The organism is Halomonas tibetensis (assembly GCF_042643535.1).
Taxonomy (GTDB): domain Bacteria; phylum Pseudomonadota; class Gammaproteobacteria; order Pseudomonadales; family Halomonadaceae; genus Halomonas; species Halomonas tibetensis.
In genome coordinates, this window is sequence record NZ_JBHRSQ010000012.1 from 172,211 (window position 1) to 187,741 (window position 15,531).

General features: G+C 67.9%; 16 protein-coding genes. 14 read left to right on the forward strand and 2 right to left on the reverse strand.

The genetic code is table 11. The features are described 5' to 3' along the window. Positions 1-10: 10 nt before the first annotated feature. The 6 genes from ACFODV_RS09925 (at position 11) to ACFODV_RS09950 (ending at position 5,787) form a co-directional block, all read left to right on the forward strand. Positions 11-628: a LysE family translocator gene (locus ACFODV_RS09925; protein ID WP_379758397.1), complete on the forward strand. Its 618-nt coding sequence runs from the start codon at positions 11-13 to the stop codon at positions 626-628. Between the two features lie 96 nt (positions 629-724). Beyond that, the gene (locus ACFODV_RS09930) at positions 725-1,270 is read left to right on the forward strand and encodes an NUDIX hydrolase (RefSeq protein WP_379758400.1); all 546 of its coding nucleotides are present in this window, start codon (positions 725-727) and stop codon (positions 1,268-1,270) included. After that, positions 1,267-2,193: an AAA family ATPase gene (locus ACFODV_RS09935; protein ID WP_379758403.1), complete on the forward strand. Its 927-nt coding sequence runs from the start codon at positions 1,267-1,269 to the stop codon at positions 2,191-2,193. Before ACFODV_RS09930 ends, ACFODV_RS09935 begins: the two co-directional genes overlap by 4 nt. 14 nt (positions 2,194-2,207) lie before the next feature. Next, positions 2,208-3,122, forward strand: a complete 915-nt coding sequence (locus ACFODV_RS09940) for a DUF58 domain-containing protein (RefSeq protein ID WP_379758406.1) — start codon at positions 2,208-2,210, stop codon at positions 3,120-3,122. Then, entirely contained in the window at positions 3,119-5,275 is a 2,157-nt protein-coding gene (locus ACFODV_RS09945) for a transglutaminase TgpA family protein (RefSeq protein WP_379758409.1), read from the forward strand. Before ACFODV_RS09940 ends, ACFODV_RS09945 begins: the two co-directional genes overlap by 4 nt. 26 nt (positions 5,276-5,301) lie before the next feature. Next, positions 5,302-5,787 (forward strand): glutathione peroxidase, encoded by a 486-nt coding sequence (locus ACFODV_RS09950; protein WP_379758412.1) that lies wholly within the window; start codon positions 5,302-5,304, stop codon positions 5,785-5,787. Positions 5,788-5,824: 37 nt separating this feature from the next. On the opposite strand, the gene ACFODV_RS09955 is transcribed toward ACFODV_RS09950, so the two are convergent. Further along, positions 5,825-6,217 (reverse strand): DUF7079 family protein, encoded by a 393-nt coding sequence (locus ACFODV_RS09955; protein WP_379758415.1) that lies wholly within the window; start codon positions 6,215-6,217, stop codon positions 5,825-5,827. Between the two features lie 170 nt (positions 6,218-6,387). Here ACFODV_RS09955 and fabV point away from each other — a divergent pair, with 170 nt between their 5' ends. From fabV to ACFODV_RS09975, 4 genes are all read left to right on the forward strand, one after another. Next, positions 6,388-7,599 (forward strand): enoyl-ACP reductase FabV, encoded by a 1,212-nt coding sequence (fabV, locus tag ACFODV_RS09960; RefSeq protein ID WP_379758418.1) that lies wholly within the window; start codon positions 6,388-6,390, stop codon positions 7,597-7,599. Positions 7,600-7,700: 101 nt separating this feature from the next. Further along, the gene (locus tag ACFODV_RS09965) at positions 7,701-7,913 is read left to right on the forward strand and encodes a hypothetical protein (RefSeq protein ID WP_379758421.1); all 213 of its coding nucleotides are present in this window, start codon (positions 7,701-7,703) and stop codon (positions 7,911-7,913) included. Between the two features lie 95 nt (positions 7,914-8,008). Further along, positions 8,009-8,971: a GlxA family transcriptional regulator gene (locus ACFODV_RS09970; protein WP_379758424.1), complete on the forward strand. Its 963-nt coding sequence runs from the start codon at positions 8,009-8,011 to the stop codon at positions 8,969-8,971. Then, positions 8,971-9,867, forward strand: coding sequence for a DMT family transporter (locus ACFODV_RS09975; protein WP_379758427.1), 897 nt, complete (start codon positions 8,971-8,973; stop codon positions 9,865-9,867). Before ACFODV_RS09970 ends, ACFODV_RS09975 begins: the two co-directional genes overlap by 1 nt. A gap of 21 nt (positions 9,868-9,888) precedes the next feature. Here the strand turns inward: ACFODV_RS09975 and ACFODV_RS09980 are convergent, their stop codons facing one another. Continuing rightward, positions 9,889-10,506, reverse strand: a complete 618-nt coding sequence (locus ACFODV_RS09980) for a class I SAM-dependent methyltransferase (RefSeq protein WP_379758430.1) — start codon at positions 10,504-10,506, stop codon at positions 9,889-9,891. Between the two features lie 155 nt (positions 10,507-10,661). Between ACFODV_RS09980 and ACFODV_RS09985 the strand changes: the two genes are divergently transcribed. From ACFODV_RS09985 to astD, 4 genes are read left to right on the forward strand one after another with little or no spacing between them, the layout of a single operon-like run. After that, positions 10,662-11,876, forward strand: a complete 1,215-nt coding sequence (locus ACFODV_RS09985; protein WP_379758433.1) for an aspartate aminotransferase family protein — start codon at positions 10,662-10,664, stop codon at positions 11,874-11,876. Positions 11,877-11,917: 41 nt separating this feature from the next. Beyond that, on the forward strand, positions 11,918-13,006 hold the full coding sequence (locus ACFODV_RS09990) for an arginine N-succinyltransferase (RefSeq protein WP_379758435.1): 1,089 nt from the start codon (positions 11,918-11,920) through the stop codon (positions 13,004-13,006). Beyond that, positions 13,006-14,055, forward strand: a complete 1,050-nt coding sequence (gene astA, locus ACFODV_RS09995; protein WP_379758438.1) for an arginine N-succinyltransferase — start codon at positions 13,006-13,008, stop codon at positions 14,053-14,055. Before ACFODV_RS09990 ends, astA begins: the two co-directional genes overlap by 1 nt. Continuing rightward, complete coding sequence (astD, locus tag ACFODV_RS10000; protein ID WP_379758441.1) at positions 14,055-15,524, forward strand: succinylglutamate-semialdehyde dehydrogenase; 1,470 nt, start codon at positions 14,055-14,057, stop codon at positions 15,522-15,524. The genes astA and astD overlap by 1 nt, the downstream gene beginning before the upstream one ends. Positions 15,525-15,531 lie beyond the last annotated feature (7 nt).

Below are 15,531 nucleotides of genomic sequence, written 5' to 3' on the forward strand. Positions count from 1 at the left end.
GTTTTTCATTATGCCGTTTTCACTCTGGCTATCCCTGGTGGCAGTCTGCGCCATGGGCGCGATGTCGCCGGGGCCCAGCCTGGCCCTGGTGCTGCGCCATACGCTGGGAGGGGGGCGCGCTCCCGGGGTGGTGGCCGGGCTCTCCCATGCGCTCGGCGTGGGCCTTTATGCGTTGCTGACCGTGTGGGGGCTCGGCGCACTGATCGTGCGTCTGCCGGTGCTGTTCCAGATGATCACCTGGGCCGGCGCAGCCTATCTGGCCTGGCTCGGCATCAAGGCCCTGCTTGCCGGTCGGGCCGGTCCACTGGTGGCGGGGGCGGTAGTGACCACCCGGCGCCAGGCGGCCCGGGAGGGCATGCTGGTGGCGCTGGGCAACCCCAAACTGATCCTGTTCTTCATCGCTCTGCTCAGCCAATTCGTCACTCCTGACATGAGCCTGGCCGCCAAGGCGGTGATTGTGCTCACGGCGATGATCATCGACGGCGGCTGGTACGTGCTGGTGGCGTTGGGGCTCTCCCACTCTCGTGTGCTCCCCTGGCTGCAAGCGCGTTCCCACTGGATCAATCGTATTACCGGGGTGCTGCTGCTGGCCCTGGCGCTGCGAGTGGCGGCCGGGCCGCTGGCATAGGCAGCGTTGGAGGCTAGCCGGCAAGCGGTGGGGCGGTCGACGTGACGCCGCGGCGCCGACTGGGTAGGCTTGGGGCATTTCCCCGGGGAGATGCCCATGACCGACGCCCTTCGCGACGAGCCGCTGCCGACGCCGCACGTCGCCCGCGAGCGTATCCAACTGGTGGATGCCCGCAACCGTCCCTGCGGCAGCGCCTGGCGCGCCGCCATGCGGCGTTTTCGCTTCTGGCATCGAGCCACCTACATTGTGGTGCACAACGCCCGCGGCGAGATCTGCGTGCAGCGCCGCACCCAGACCAAGGAGGTCTTCCCCGGCGGGCTCGATCTGGCCGCCGGCGGCGTGGTGGGAGCCGGTGAGGCGGAACACCTGGCGGCGCGACGCGAGCTGGCTGAGGAACTCGGCATCCGCGGCGTGCCACTGCGCCCCGCCGGGGAGTTCGTCCACGCCGAGGGGGGAAATCACATCTTCGGGAGCCTGTTTCTGGTCGAATACAGCGGCCCGCTGGCGCTGCAGGCGGAGGAGGTGGCTGAGGTGTTCTGGTGCACGCCCGCAGACGCCCTCGAGCTTCCCGGGGTCACCCCGGACACCCGCCAGGCGCTGCAGGCGTTGCTCGATGCAGGCCTGCTGGAGGCCACATCATGAACAGACCGGCACGGCTCAACGAGCTTGAGGCGGTGGTGGCGGCCCTGGAGGGGGTGGTGCTGGGCAAGACCCGAGAGGTGCGCCTGGCGCTCTGCTGCCTGCTTTGCCGCGGCCACCTGCTGATCGAGGACCTCCCGGGGCTGGGCAAGACCACCCTGGCCCAGTCGCTGGCACGTGTCACCGGACTCGACATGCAGCGTCTGCAGTTCACCAGCGACCTGTTGCCCGCTGACGTGCTCGGGGTTTCGGTGTTCGACCCTCGTGAGGCGCGCTTCACCTTCCACCCAGGCCCCATCTTTCACGGCCTGGTCTTGGCCGATGAGATCAATCGTGCTACCCCCAAGACCCAAAGTGCCTTGCTCGAGGCCATGGAGGAAGGGCGGGTGACCGTGGAAGGGGAGACCCGCCCGCTGCCGGATCCCTTTTTCGTGATCGCCACCCAGAACCCCCAGGAGCAGGCCGGCACCTTCCCTCTGCCGGAATCCCAGCTCGATCGCTTCCTGATGCGCCTCTCGCTGGGCTATCCGGACCGTGGCGCTGAGCGAGAGATTTTGCGTGGCCGCGCCGGACGGGTGCGCCTCCAGGCTCTGCCGGTGCTGCTGGATGCCGAGCGGCTGCTCGCCTGGCAGGCACGCCTGGACAACATCCACGTGGCCGATGCGCTGCTCGATTATGTCCAGGCGCTGGTGGCCGCCAGCCGCGACCACCCCGAGCTGGCCTGGGGGCTCTCGACTCGTGGCGCGCTTGCGCTGCTGCAGGCCGCTCGCGGCTGGGCGCTGCTCGAGGGGCGCGACCATGTGCTGCCCGAGGACGTCCAGGCCGTATGGGGGCCGGTGGCGGGCCACCGTTTGAGCAACGGTCGGCGCGAGGAGGGCGACGCCCTGGCGCGCCACCTGCTGGCCCGTGTGCCGGTGGCAGCCTGAAAATGAGACACGCCGTGCTGAGCGAGCGCTGGTGGCGGCGCGTGGCGATCCGCCCCGGCGCCGCGCTGCCCCAGCGGCGGCTATTCCTGCTGCCGACCCGCTTCGGGATGGGCTGGGCGCTGCTTTTCCTCTTGCTGTTGATGTTCGGCATCAACTATCAGAACACCCTTGCCTATGTGATGGCGTTCTGGCTGTTCGGCCTGGGCGTGGTGGCCCTGCTGCGTGCCTGGCGCAACTTGCTCGGGGTTACCCTCACCCTGCGTTTGCCCCACGAGGTGTTCGCGGGCGGCGAGGCGCGCCTGGGCGTGGCGCTGTCTGGGGGGCGGCCGCGCACGGCGCTTGAACTCCACGCCGGGGACGCTTTGGCGCGTATCGACCTGCCTGAGGGACTAGGCGAGGCCATCCTGGCCTTGCCGGCCCCGGTGCGTGGCGAGCAGCCCCTGCCGCTGCTTCGCCTGGAGACCCGCTGGCCGCTGGGGCTGGTGCGTGCTCTGGCCTGGCTCGAGAGCGATGAGCGGTTCCTGGTCTATCCACAGCCCCTGGACGATGTAGAGCCCGAGCATCGCCGCGTCGGCGAAGGCCTGGAGGCCACCGACTTCGCCGGACTTCGCCGCGCCCAGCCCGGCGATAGCCCAGCCCGGCTGGCTTGGAAACAATGGAGCCGTACCGGGGTGTTGGCCGCCAAGGCTTTCAGTCTGCCGCCCCGGCAGCAGCTGTGGCTCGACTACGACGCCTGCCGGGGCGACCCCGAACGGCGGCTCTCTCTTCTCTGTGCCCGGGTGCTGGCCCATCACCTGGCCGGCGACCGTTATGGCCTGCGCCTGCCCGGCGTGACGCTGTCCCAGGGCGAGGGCCCCCACCAACGCCGCCAGGCTCTGGAGGCACTGGCACGCTTTTCCCCCTCGGGCGAAAAGGGAGCGGGACGATGAGGCGCAAGACAATCGGCCGCGTCGGCGGCGAGGCGGTGCTGGCCGACGTCAGGACCCTCAGCGGCGCCATGCTGCGCCAGCTGTTTCTAGGCCAGTGTCTAGTGCTGGCCCTGCATCTAGCCTGGATGCCGACCTGGCTCGCGGCCATCGCCCTGCTGGTGGCCGGCTATCGCTATTTGCAGCTACGCCGGCGTCAGAGGCGTGCCGGGGTGCTGCTGCGCCTGGCCGGAGTAGGGGCGTTAACCGGCGGCCTGTGGCTCCACTACGGCACCCTGGGGCAGATGGAATCGATGATCGGCCTGCTGCTCGGCGTTTACCTGCTCAAGCTGCTCGAGACCCATACCCGCCGCGACGGTCGGGTGGTGGTGGCGATCGGGTTAGTCGCCACCACCGTGGCCTTCCTGCATGACCAGGGCATCCCGATGGCCGCTGGAGGGCTGGTGGTGCTGGCCTGGCTGGTCCACTCGCTGGTGTGGCTCTCCGGTGGCGATGCGCGCCGGGCCTGGCGGGAAAGTGCCTGGCTGCTGATCTTCTCGGCGCCGCTGATGCTAATGCTGTTCGCGGTCTTTCCGCGTCTGGGGCCGTTGTGGAACCTGCCCCAGGCCGATCGCGCCTCCACCGGGCTCACCGACGAGATCGCCCCGGGCGACATCGCCCAGCTTTCTCGCAGCGATGCTCGCGCCTTTCGGGCGAGCTTCGATGGCCTCGAACCGGCCCCGGCGGAGCGCTACTGGCGGGTATACACCCTCTCCGACTTCGACGGCGAGCGCTGGCGGCGGACGAACCCCGAGCGCCTGGCCGCCACCCTGGATCGTCCACTGGGCGAGTTTGTTGTTGAAGGCCGCCGCTCGCCCTGGCTCGATGAGGCGCCGCGCTTCGAGGCGGAGCTGCTGCTCGAGCCGGACAGCCGACCATGGCGCCCCTCGCTGGGCGCGGCGCTGGCCACCGATGAGCCCCAGCGTTTCCTGGCCGACGGCACCCTGGAGGGCACTTCGCCGCTGGCCTCGCGCAGCCTGCTGCGCACCAGCAGCACCGGCCGGGCGCCGGCGAATCCGGACCCGGCCGGCTCCGCCTGGCACGCCATGCTGCCCGCGGAGGGCAATCCCCGCACCCGCGAATTGGCCGAGCGACTGTGGCGCGAGAGCGGCGGTGAGCCGCGGGCCTTTCTGGGGGCCGTCCTGGCGCGCTTCGGCGAGGCGCCGTTCCGCTACACCCTGTCGCCGCCGCGACTGACCTCCGCCGATCGGGTCGACGAGTTTCTCTTCGAGAGCCGAGCCGGCTACTGCACCCACTTCGCTTCGTCGCTGGCGGTGTTGTCCCGAGCGGTGGGCTTGCCGTCTCGCGTGGTGGCGGGCTTTCTGGGTGGAGAACGCCATCCCGATGGCCATTTCACCATCCGCGACTACGATGCCCACGCCTGGGTCGAGGTGTGGCTCGACGGCGCCTGGCAGCGCATCGACCCCACCGCGGCGATCGCGCCGGAGCGCATCGAGGAGGGCCCCCAGGCCGTCAGCGATGGCCGTGAGGCTTTCCTGGCCGATGCCCCCTTCTCGGCGCTGCGCATGCGCGAGGTGGGCTGGGTCAACCGCCTGCGGCTGGACTGGGAACGTATGGAGTACCGTTGGCAGCGCGGCGTGATCGGCTACCAGCGCGAGGCACGCAACGACTTGATGGCCAGAGTGACCGCTCGGCTCTATGCCCTGTGGGACTGGCTGGTGGAGCTGGCCCCCGGACGCGGCGTGCTGGGCGGCGTGCTGGGGCTGCTGATGGCGGCGGGCACCGCTGCAGGAGTTGCCGCGCTGGTGCGTCTAGCCTGGCGGCGGCATTGTGAAGCGCGCGATGAGGCGCTGCGCATTCGACGCCTCCAGCATTGGCTCGCCCGCCGGGGCCTGGGGCAGTTGCCCGGGGAATCCCCCTCGGCCCACCTGCGGCGGGCGGCTGATGAGGCGGGCGATGCTGGACCGGCACTGCGCGCTTGCGCCCACCACCTGGAGCGGCTGCGCTATGCCGCCATGGAGCAGAAGGAACGGCGTGAGCGAAGCCGCCAGCTGGCGCGGCGGGTGGCCGAGGTGCGAAGCCGTCTGCGGCGCCGACTGCGGCGGCTTCCCCGGCGCAAGGGGGGTGGCGCAGGCGCAGGCGGCGTGGCATCGTAAAGGTTATCGACCATGAAGGGGCGCGCATGTCTATCCACGACCACCAGTGCCGTACCGCCCAGGGCGAGCCCTTCAACTTCGGCGCGCTGCGTGGCCAGGTGCTGCTCATCGTCAACGTCGCCAGTCGCTGTGGCTTCACGCCGCAGCTGAAGGATCTCGAGCGGCTCTACCGCCGCTATCGCGACCGGGGTTTCGCGGTGATCGGTTTTCCCTGTAACCAGTTTGCCCATCAGTCGCCGGAATCCGCCCTGGATTTCTGCACCCTCAGCGCTCGGGAGTATCAGGTCAGCTATCCGCTGATGGAGAAGGTGAAGGTCAACGGCACCGGCGCCCACCCGTTATTTGTGGAACTCCGCAAGGAGGCTCCCGGCGTGCTGGGCACCACGGTGATCAAGTGGAATTTTACCAAGTTTCTGGTAGGCAGGGACGGCCGGGTGATCCGTCGATTTTCCCCACGCGACGGCGAGGATGTGCTGCGCGAGGCGCTGGAGCTAGCCCTGGACGAGAAGTAGAGCGTGCGGGTGTCAGCCTGACGTCCGGGGAGTCGGGTCATCCATGCGGTACTTCCCCTCTTTCTACCATCAGCCGGGCCATGAGCTCATTCCAGCGATGCCGTGTCATCATGGTGGTCAGGCCAGAGAACAGCATCCAGCTATTGCGGCGCCACCCCTTGAGCCGGAGGTTGTGGGCCACCAGCTGCTTCATCAGCTTGTAGTCGTCGAAGTGGCGCCATTCGCCGACCATCGACATCTGCTGGCGCCCCAGCACCGGTGCCAGCTCGAGGCGGAAGATCCACTCCAGTTCCTTCAGCGTCAGGTCATGACGCTCGATCACCTCGATCATGTGCGCGTAGTCGCGCTCGCCGGGTTCACGCTCCAGCCACAGCGGTGCCAGCGCCAGCCACAGTTCGCCGCGTTCATCGACCAGGGCCTGTGCATTCATCGGGGTTCTCCTCTTGGCGTCGCGCTCGAGGTGCATCCTGCCCCAGTCACGCAGCGGGCTCAAGAGCGGACAGCGCAGGGTGCGGCCGCTAGAATAAGTCGACTGCCATTCCATCACAGCGAGCCGGCGGCATGATGCCGGCTCTACAATGACCAACAGCGAGGTCCCACGTGATTATCAAGCCCAAGGTACGCGGTTTCATCTGCACCACCACCCACCCCGTCGGCTGCGAGAAGAATGTGCTCGAGCAGATCGAGGCGACCCGCGCTCGCGGCCTGGACAAGCGCCAGGGGCCGAAGAAGGTGCTGGTGATCGGCGCCTCCAGCGGCTACGGCCTGGCGGCGCGCGTCACCGCGGCCTTCGGCTACGGTGCCGATACCCTGGGCGTGTTCTTCGAAAAGCCAGGCAGCGAGAAGAAGCCCGGCACTGCTGGCTGGTACAACAGCGCCGCCTTCGACAGGTTCGCCAAGCAGGAAGGGCTCTACAGCAAGTCGATCAACGGCGACGCCTTCTCCCACGAGGCGCGCGAGACGGCCATCGAGCTGATCCAGCAGGACCTGGGCCAGATCGACCTGGTGGTCTATTCGCTGGCCTCGCCGGTTCGCAAGCTGCCCGACAGCGGTGAACTCAAGCGTTCCAGCCTCAAGCCGATTGGGGAGACCTACCGTGCCACCGCCATCGACACCAACAAGGACGCCATCATCGAGGCCGAGGTCGAGCCTGCCACCGAGCAGGAGATCGAGGACACTCGTGCGGTGATGGGCGGTGAGGACTGGGAACTGTGGATCGACGCTCTGGATCGCGCCGGCGTGCTGGCCCCAGGTGCGCGCAGCGTGGCCTTCAGCTATATCGGCACCGAGATCACCTGGCCGATCTACTGGCACGGTGCCCTGGGCAAGGCCAAGGAGGACCTGGACCGCGCCGCAGGCGAGATCGATAAGCGTCTCTCGGCTTCCGGTGGCGGCGCCAATGTGGCGGTGCTCAAGTCGGTGGTCACCCAGGCCAGCGCGGCCATCCCGGTGATGCCGCTCTACATCGCCATGGTCTACAAGGTGATGAAGGAAAAGGGGCTTCACGAGGGCACCATCGACCAGCTTAATCGCCTGTTCGGCGAGATTCTTTACTCGGCCGAGGGACGGGGGGACGAGATGGCGACCGACGAGGCCGGCCGTCTGCGCCTGGACGATTGGGAGCTGCGCGACGATGTACAGCAGGCCTGCAAGGAGCTGTGGCCGCGCGTGACCACCGAGAACCTTTTCGAGATCACCGACTATGCTGGTTACAAGCACGAGTTCCTGAAGCTGTTCGGTTTCGAGCGGGATGACGTCGACTACGAGGCCGATGTGAACCCGGACGTGGAATTCGATGTCGTGACACTGTGAATGGCGTCATGACGCCATGAACGACAGATCACCAGGAGCGCGCGAGTTCGGGCACCAGAACGGGTTCGTGGCGCGGTGACTTTCCCGAATCTGGAGAACCCATGGACACTAAAGAGAGCAAGACGCCGGAAGAAGAGCTCGAGCATCTCAAGGAAGTGAGCCAGCCGGAAGACTTTGACCAGCCGGAGCCGGACGCCGAACAGCCTGAAGCGAAGCGTTCTCCCGGTGGACTGCAACGTGTGTTGCCCATCGTGATCGTAGTGATTGGCTTGATAGTGGCCGCGATGCTGATCTACAGCGGTAGCGCTCAGTAGGAGCCAGCTTGATCTCGATCCCTTCCCGGCCGGGCCTTAGCGCCCGGCCCCCGGCTTGGGTAAGATGAGGGCCCTGTCCCGAGTCGGCCCCATCAATGCCTCAACCTCCGTCATCCCTGCCACCGTTGTCGCCTTTTCGGCGTGTCGGCGTGCTGGTGCTGCCCGGTTTCTCGCTGCTGGCCGAGGCATGTGCCACTGAACCTCTGACGGTAGCCGGTCAACTCGTTGCAGCTCCCCTCTACCACCTCATTATTCTGAGTCAGTCGGCCCGGCCGGTCGCCAGCACTTCCGGGCAGGGGTTGGTGACCGAGTGCGCCTTGGCCCAGGCCCCCGACGACCTGGACATGCTGCTGGTGTTTGCCACCGGTGCTCAGGCGGCCGACGAGGACCTGCAGTGGCGTCTGGCCGAGTTGGCGACCCCCGGCCGGCTGATCGTAGGGGTCGGCGGTGGGGCAGAACTGCTGGCTCGCGCGGGCCTGTTGGACGGCTTTCGGGCCACGGTGCCCTGGTCTTGCCTCGAGGAGGTGCGCCGGGCTCATCCTCGCATTCGGCTCTCTTACCAGCCGTTCGAGATCGACCGCGAGCGCCTGACCTGCGGCGGTGGCACCGCGGCCCTGGACATGATGATGACACTCATCGGCCGCCAGCACGGCAGCGTCCTGGCCGAGAGAGTCTCTGCCCACTTCGTGCTGGAACGGGTGCATATGGGTAAGGAGCCACCTCGGGCAGGCTTGCCGGGGGGGGCTCCCGAGAGCCTGTCGGAGGCGCTGGCGCTGATGGAGGCCAATATCGAGGAGCCGTTGACCACCGCCGAACTGGCCGAGCATCTGGGCATCTCGCGGCGTCAGCTGGAGCGGCTGTTCAAGAAGCACCTACGGGCGGTGCCCAGCCGCTTCTACCTTGACCTGCGCCTGCAGCGGGCCCGGCGCCTGCTGCGGGAAAGCGAGCGGCCGGCGGGGGAGGTGGCGCTGATGACCGGCTTCTCCTCGGCGGCGCACTTCTCCACGGCCTACCGTAACCACTTTGGCCTGACCCCGAGAGAGGAGCGACTGAGTTGATGTCCCTGCGCGCCCTGAGGCCCCATCTCTTCCTGCTGCTGGTGGTGGCGATCTTTTCCGGCAACATTCTGGTGGGCAAGGCGCTGGCCGAGCTGCCTCCCTTCACCGTGTCGCTGGGGCGAGTGGCCATCGCGCTGGCGATCATGCTGCCGCTGGGATGGTACCAGGCGCGCCAGGGTTGGCCGCTGTTCCGCCGCCACTGGCGGCCGCTGCTGGGGCTGGCGCTCACCGGCGTGGCCTTCTTCAACGCCCTGATCTACGCCTCGTTGAGCTATACCTCGGCCACCAACGTGGCCATTCTCGAGAGCCTGATCCCGGTCGTGACGCTGCTGCTCAGCGTGCTCTTCCTCGGGGAGCGCTTCCGCCTCCTGCAGTGGGCCGGCGTGGCGCTCTCCCTGGCCGGCGCCGTGGCGGTGATTCTGGCCGGCCAGGCGTCGGAGGTGCTGGCCGGGGGCATCAATCCCGGCGATCTGATCATGCTGGTGGCGGTGCTGGTGTGGGTGGGGTATTCGTTCCTGGTCAGGGAGCACATGGCGCGCTTTCCCCGCTATGGCAGCCTGCTAGTAATGTTGGCCATCGCTAACCTGGCGCTGGCCCCCATCGCCCTGCTGGAGGGTGCCTGGCAGGTGGTGCCCGGGCTGACGGCGCGACAGTGGACCGGGCTCGCCTACCTGGGCATCTTCCCCTCGGTGGTGGCGCTGCTGCTCTACAATAGCGCTCTGGCCGAGATCGGGCCTACCCGAGCGGCGGTCTATCTAAACCTGCTTCCGGTGTTCACCATGCTGGGTGCCTGGTGGCTGCTGGGGGATCACATCCTGACGGTACAGGTGGTCGCCAGCCTGGTAGTGATCGTCGGTGTCTGGTTCACCATCGCGCCGGCCCGACGTACCCGCTGACTGACCCGGGGTTTCCGAGGGTTAAATCGGCCGGGCCATCAGGGCACGAAACAGCCTGCCCATCATCACCGGGGTGTCCTGTTCGATGGTGAAGCCGGCACCCTCCAGCAGTGGACGGGCCTGGCGGGTGATGTCGGTGGCGATGGCGCTCGTCAGGGCGTTCAGGGTGCGGCGGGTGACGCTCGCGGGGTAGTCGTCAGCCTGGAACTTGTCCATCACGCAGAGCTGACCGTCGTCACCCAGGACCCGACGGGCCTCGGCGATGCCTCGCGCAGGGTCTGGCATCACGGCCAGGATCAGGTGCATCACCACCACATCGAAGTGGTCGTCGGGGTAGGCCAGCGCTTCGGCGTCCATCTCCGCCACCTGTACGTCCATGCCCAGCGCCTCAGCGCGGCGTTGGGCGCGGCGCACCATGGCCGGGCTGAGGTCGGTGGCGTGGATCTCCACGTCGCGTGGCAGCCAGGGCAGGTCCAGGCCGGTGCCGGCGCCCACCAGCAGCACGCGCATCCCGGGGTGCCAGGTCACCTGGTCAAGGGCGATGCGCCGCGGTCGGCGGAAGGCGCGTTCGGCCACCGCGTCATAGAGCGGCGCATAGAGGCTGTAGCGCAGGCGGTTCCAGGCGGTGGTGTTGAACATGGGCGACTCCATGGAAGCATCGACGTCAGCCTAGCCTTTTTGACAACTCCCTGTCCCATCGATGAAAGCGGTCGCCGGGGGGAATCCCTATACTTGGTAGCATATCTGTTACGGATCTCCCCTTTCCGCAAAGCACTTCGTAAAGGACAAGCGACATGAGCCAGACCCCGACCCGCGCCGACTTCGACCGCTACATGGTGCCCAATTACGCTCCCCAGCAGGCGATTCCGGTGCGCGGCGAAGGTAGCCGCCTGTGGGACCAGGGCGGTCGGGAATACATCGATTTTGCCGGTGGCATCGCGGTCAACGGCCTGGGCCACTGTCATCCGGTGCTGGTGGAGGCGCTTACCGAGCAGGCAGGCAGACTCTGGCACGTCTCCAACGTCTTCACCAACGAACCGGCCCTGGCGCTGGCCCGCAGCCTGGTGGAGCGCACCTTCGCCGACAAGGTATTCCTTTGCTCCTCGGGCGCCGAGGCCAACGAGGCGGCGTTGAAGCTCGCCCGCCGCTGGGCCCATGACAGCGCCGGCGAGCACAAGAGCCGTATCGTTTCCTTCACCCAGTCGTTTCACGGCCGCACCTTCTTTACCGTCAGCGTGGGCGGTCAGCCCAAGTACGCCCAGGGTTTTGGTCCGGTGCCGGGGGGCATCGTCCACGGCGAATACAACAACCTCGACAGCGTCCGCAACCTGATCGACGACGACACCTGTGCGGTAGTGGTGGAGCCGATGCAGGGCGAGGGCGGCGTGCTGCCGGGGGACCCCGAGTTCCTGGCCGGGCTGCGCGCGCTGTGCGACGCCCACGACGCCCTGCTGATCTTCGACGAGGTGCAGACCGGCGTCGGCCGCACCGGGACCCTCTACGCCTATCAGCAGCTCGGCGTGACCCCTGACATCCTGACCAGCGCCAAGTCGCTGGGCGGCGGCTTCCCGGTAGGTGCCATGCTCACCACCGACCGCGTCGCCCCGGCCATGGCCACCGGCACCCACGGCTCCACCTACGGCGGCAATCCGCTGGGTGCGGCGGTGGCGCTGGCGGCGGTGGAGTTCATCGATACCCCGGAGGTGCTTGACGGCGTCAAGCACCGACATGCGCTGTTCCGCAAGCATCTGGAAGCGATCAACGAGAAGCACGGGGTCTTCTCGGAGATCCGTGGCATGGGTCTGCTGATCGGCGCGGTGATGGCCCCGGCCTATGAAGGAAGAGCCGCCGAGATCCTGCCGCTGGCCATCGAGGAGGGTCTGATGGCGCTGGTGGCCGGGCCCAACGTGTTACGCATGGCGCCCTCGCTGGTGATACCCGAGGCGGATATCGCCGAGGGCATGGCACGTCTGGAGAGGGCGGTGGCGCGGCTGGTGGGTGGTCAGTGAGCCGGCCAACCGGCGCCCTGCTACCTGACGGAGATCCCGCTATGCTGCTCGTTCGCCCCGCGCTGCCCACTGACCTGCCCGCGCTGGAGCGCCTTGCCTCTGATGCTGTGCCGCGGCTGACCAATCTGCCGGCCCACCGCGATCGCCTGGAAGAGCGCATTGCCCGCTCCCGCCAGGCCTTCACCGCCGAGGTGGCCTTCCCCGGCGACGAGCACTATACCTTCGTGCTGGAGGATCTGGAGCGCGGCGAGGCGGTGGGTACCGCCACCATTCGCGCCCAGGCCGGCGCCCAGGACGCCTACTACACCTATCGGCAGGAGACTCTGATCCACGCCTCCCAGCAGCTCAACGTGCGCCGGGAGGTGCAGACGCTGGCGCTCTCCCACGAGGTCTCGGAGGCGAGCCTGCTGTGTGCCTACTCGCTGGAGCCCCGCTATCGGGGCACCAGCGCCGAGAGCCTGCTGCGCCGTGCGCGGCTGATGTTCATCGCCCAGTACCCGGAGCGCTTCGCCGGCATCCTGGCCATGGCCTTTCCGGGCTTCCTGGACGGGGCCGGCGAGTCGCCGTTCTGGAACAGCGTGGGGCGCCACTTCTTCATGCGCGACTACCAGGAGATCAACGCCCTGGCCGGCATCCGTTCGAAGAGCTTCATCGCCGAGGTGATGCCGCAGTTTCCGCTCTACCTGCCGCTGCTCACCCCCCAGGCCCGCGCCGCCATCGGTCGCGAGCATCCCGACCACGAGGTGGCGCTGGCCGAGATGCTGGCCGAAGGCTTTCTGCGCTCGCGCCACGTGGACATCTTCGATGCCGGCCCGGTGATCAAGGCCGAGCGTGAGCGGCTGCAGAGCTTCCGCCGAGCCGCCTGGCACCCGGTGCGCATCCGCCCGGCCCACGCTCTGCCGGACGCCGAGCCGGCCATGGTGGCCAATCAGCGCCTCGAGGACTTCTGCTGCGTGGTGGCGCGCTATGCCCTGTCGCCCACCGGCCAGCTGATGCTTTCGCCGGAGCACGCCGAGCGGCTGGGCGTGGGGGAGGGGCGCGCGGTGCTGGCCGCGCCGCTCGCGCTTCCCGGCATGGCCGAGGGCAGCGTCGAGGAGCGCGACCCGGGCTATGACGAGGGAGAGCTGTGATGCGCATTCGACCGATCGCCGAGAGTGACCTGGACGAGCTGCAGGCGCTCTCCCGGGAGACCGGCGTAGGCTTTACCTCGCTGCCCGACAATCGAGAGTTCCTGGCCGGCAAGATCGCCGCCGCGGTGAGTGCCTTCGAGGAGCGCGTGCCGGCAGACCGGCGCAACTACTTCTTCGTGCTCGAGGATGAGACCAGCGGCCACTTGGCTGGCTGCTGCGCCATCGAGGGAGAGGTGGGGCGCGAGGTGCCCTTCTACCACTATCGGGTGGGCACCCTGGCCCACTCCTCGGTACAGCTCGACCTGCATCGCACCATCGACAGCCTGTTCCTGTGTTCCGATCACACCGGCGATGCCGAGGTGGCTTCGCTGTTCCTGCGTCCGGAATACCGCGGTGGCGACCGGCATCATGAGCGAAACGGGGCGCTGCTCTCCATGATGCGCTGGCTGTTCATGGCGGAGTTCCGCGACCGTTTCCCCGACAAGGTGCTGGCGGAGATGCGCGGCGTCTTCGATGAACACGGCAGGAGCCCCTTCTGGTACTGCCTGGGCAGCCACTTCTTTCCGCTGGACTTCAGCGACGCTGATCGGCTCACGGGGTTGGGACAGAAAAGTTTTATTGGCGAGCTGATGCCCAAGTATCCGATCTACACGCCTTTCCTCTCTGAGGAAGCGCGGGAATGCATCGGTCAAGTTCATGAGCAGACCCGACCGGCGCTGGCCATGCTAAAGAAGGAGGGGCTGCGCTGGGAGGGATATATCGACATCTTCGACGGCGGCCCTACCGTGGAGGCCTACATCGACGACGTTCGTAGCGTTCGCCTCTCCCGGCGCTGTCGGGCCGAGGTCGACCCAACAGCGTCGGGAGAGGCGGGCTCGCGACCGCGCTGGCTCGCCGCCACCACCGGAATGGCCGAGTTCCGCGCCGCCTGGGTGAAGAGCCCGCCCGATGAGTCGGGTGTGATCAGGCTCTCCCCTGACGAGGCGGCGCGGCTCGAGGTGGAAACCGGCGCCGACCTGCGCATTCTGGATACCGAGGAGGAAGGCTGATGAAGGCGACACGACAGCTGCTGCTGGGCGGCATCTGGCAGATTGGTGAGGGAAAGATCTTCGCCAAGCACGACCCGGTCTCCCGCGATCACCTCTGGGAGGGCCATGCCGCCAGCCCGGGTCAGGTGGGTGCCGCCGTGGTGGCCGCCCGCGAAGCCTTTCCCGGCTGGGCCCGCACCCCGTTCGCCGAGCGCCAGGCGCTGTTGGAGCGCTTTCGCGAGGTGCTGGAGCACCACCGCGAAGACCTGGCGGCGGCGATCGCCCATGAGACCGGCAAGCCGCTATGGGAATCGCGCACGGAGGTGGGGTCGATGATCGGGAAGGTGGCGCTCTCCATCCGCGCCTACCAGGAGCGCACCGGCCAGCGGGAGCGAGACCTGGGCGACGCCCGGGCTGTGCTTCGCCACCGTCCCCACGGCGTGATGGCGGTCTTTGGCCCTTACAACTTCCCCGGCCACCTGCCCAACGGCCATATGGTGCCGGCGCTGCTGGCCGGCAACTGCGTGGTCTTCAAGCCGAGCGAGCAGACGCCGCTGACCGCCGATCTCATCCTGCAGTGCTGGATGGAGGCGGGGCTGCCCGCCGGGGTGATCAACATGGTGCAGGGGGCGGCAAACGTCGGCCAGGCGCTCGCCGCCGATCCGGGCATCGATGGCCTGCTGTTCACCGGTAGCGCCAGGGTGGGCGGGCTGCTGCATCAACAGTTCGCCGGCCAGTTCGACAAGATCCTGGCCCTCGAGCTGGGCGGCAACAACCCGCTGGTGGTGAAGGACGTGCCCGACCAGGACGCCGCGGTGCTGACCATCCTGCAGTCGGCCTTCCTTTCCGGCGGCCAGCGCTGTACCTGCGCCCGGCGCCTGATCGTACCCGAGGGGCCGGTGGGGGATCATCTTCTCGACGCGCTCTCCGATGCCATCTCGCGGCTGCACGTGGCCGGCCCTTTCAGCGAACCCGCGCCCTTCTACGGCGGTCTGGTTAGCGTGGCGGTCGCCGATGGACTGCTCGAGGTCCAGGCGGCGCTTGAAGAGCTCGGCGGGACGGTGCTTGCTCGAATGGAGCGCCTGAAGGAGGGCACCAGTCTGCTCTCGCCGGGGCTGATCGATGTGACGGGCCTGGCCCTGCCCGACGAGGAGCACTTCGGTCCCCTGCTCAAGGTGCAGCGCTACCGCGACTGGGACGAGGCGATCCGGCTGGCCAATGACACCCGCTATGGCCTCGCCGCCGGGCTGATCGGCGGCGAGCGCACCGACTGGGATGACTTTCTGCTGCGTATCCGTGCGGGCATCGTCAATTGGAACCGCCAGACCACCGGCGCCTCCGGCGACGCACCCTTCGGTGGCGTCGGGCAGAGCGGCAATCACCGCCCCAGCGCTTTCTACGCGGCGGACTACTGCGCCTATCCGGTGGCTTCCATGGAGAGTGAGGATCTGCACCTGCCCGACCAGCTGCCGCCCGGGGTAAGCCTGTGAGCCGACA

Coding starts and splice junctions, on each gene's coding strand:
- ACFODV_RS09990 (WP_379758435.1), top strand. CDS start 11,918: ATGCTGCTCGTTCGCCCCGCGCTGCCCACTGACCTGCCCGCGCTGGAG.
- astD (WP_379758441.1), top strand. CDS start 14,055: ATGAAGGCGACACGACAGCTGCTGCTGGGCGGCATCTGGCAGATTGGT.
- ACFODV_RS09950 (WP_379758412.1), top strand. CDS start 5,302: ATGTCTATCCACGACCACCAGTGCCGTACCGCCCAGGGCGAGCCCTTC.
- ACFODV_RS09980 (WP_379758430.1), bottom strand. CDS start 10,506: ATGTTCAACACCACCGCCTGGAACCGCCTGCGCTACAGCCTCTATGCG.
- ACFODV_RS09985 (WP_379758433.1), top strand. CDS start 10,662: ATGAGCCAGACCCCGACCCGCGCCGACTTCGACCGCTACATGGTGCCC.
- ACFODV_RS09945 (WP_379758409.1), top strand. CDS start 3,119: ATGAGGCGCAAGACAATCGGCCGCGTCGGCGGCGAGGCGGTGCTGGCC.
- ACFODV_RS09925 (WP_379758397.1), top strand. CDS start 11: ATGCCGTTTTCACTCTGGCTATCCCTGGTGGCAGTCTGCGCCATGGGC.
- astA (WP_379758438.1), top strand. CDS start 13,006: ATGCGCATTCGACCGATCGCCGAGAGTGACCTGGACGAGCTGCAGGCG.
- ACFODV_RS09975 (WP_379758427.1), top strand. CDS start 8,971: ATGTCCCTGCGCGCCCTGAGGCCCCATCTCTTCCTGCTGCTGGTGGTG.
- ACFODV_RS09965 (WP_379758421.1), top strand. CDS start 7,701: ATGGACACTAAAGAGAGCAAGACGCCGGAAGAAGAGCTCGAGCATCTC.
- ACFODV_RS09970 (WP_379758424.1), top strand. CDS start 8,009: ATGCCTCAACCTCCGTCATCCCTGCCACCGTTGTCGCCTTTTCGGCGT.
- ACFODV_RS09935 (WP_379758403.1), top strand. CDS start 1,267: ATGAACAGACCGGCACGGCTCAACGAGCTTGAGGCGGTGGTGGCGGCC.
- ACFODV_RS09930 (WP_379758400.1), top strand. CDS start 725: ATGACCGACGCCCTTCGCGACGAGCCGCTGCCGACGCCGCACGTCGCC.
- ACFODV_RS09955 (WP_379758415.1), bottom strand. CDS start 6,217: ATGAATGCACAGGCCCTGGTCGATGAACGCGGCGAACTGTGGCTGGCG.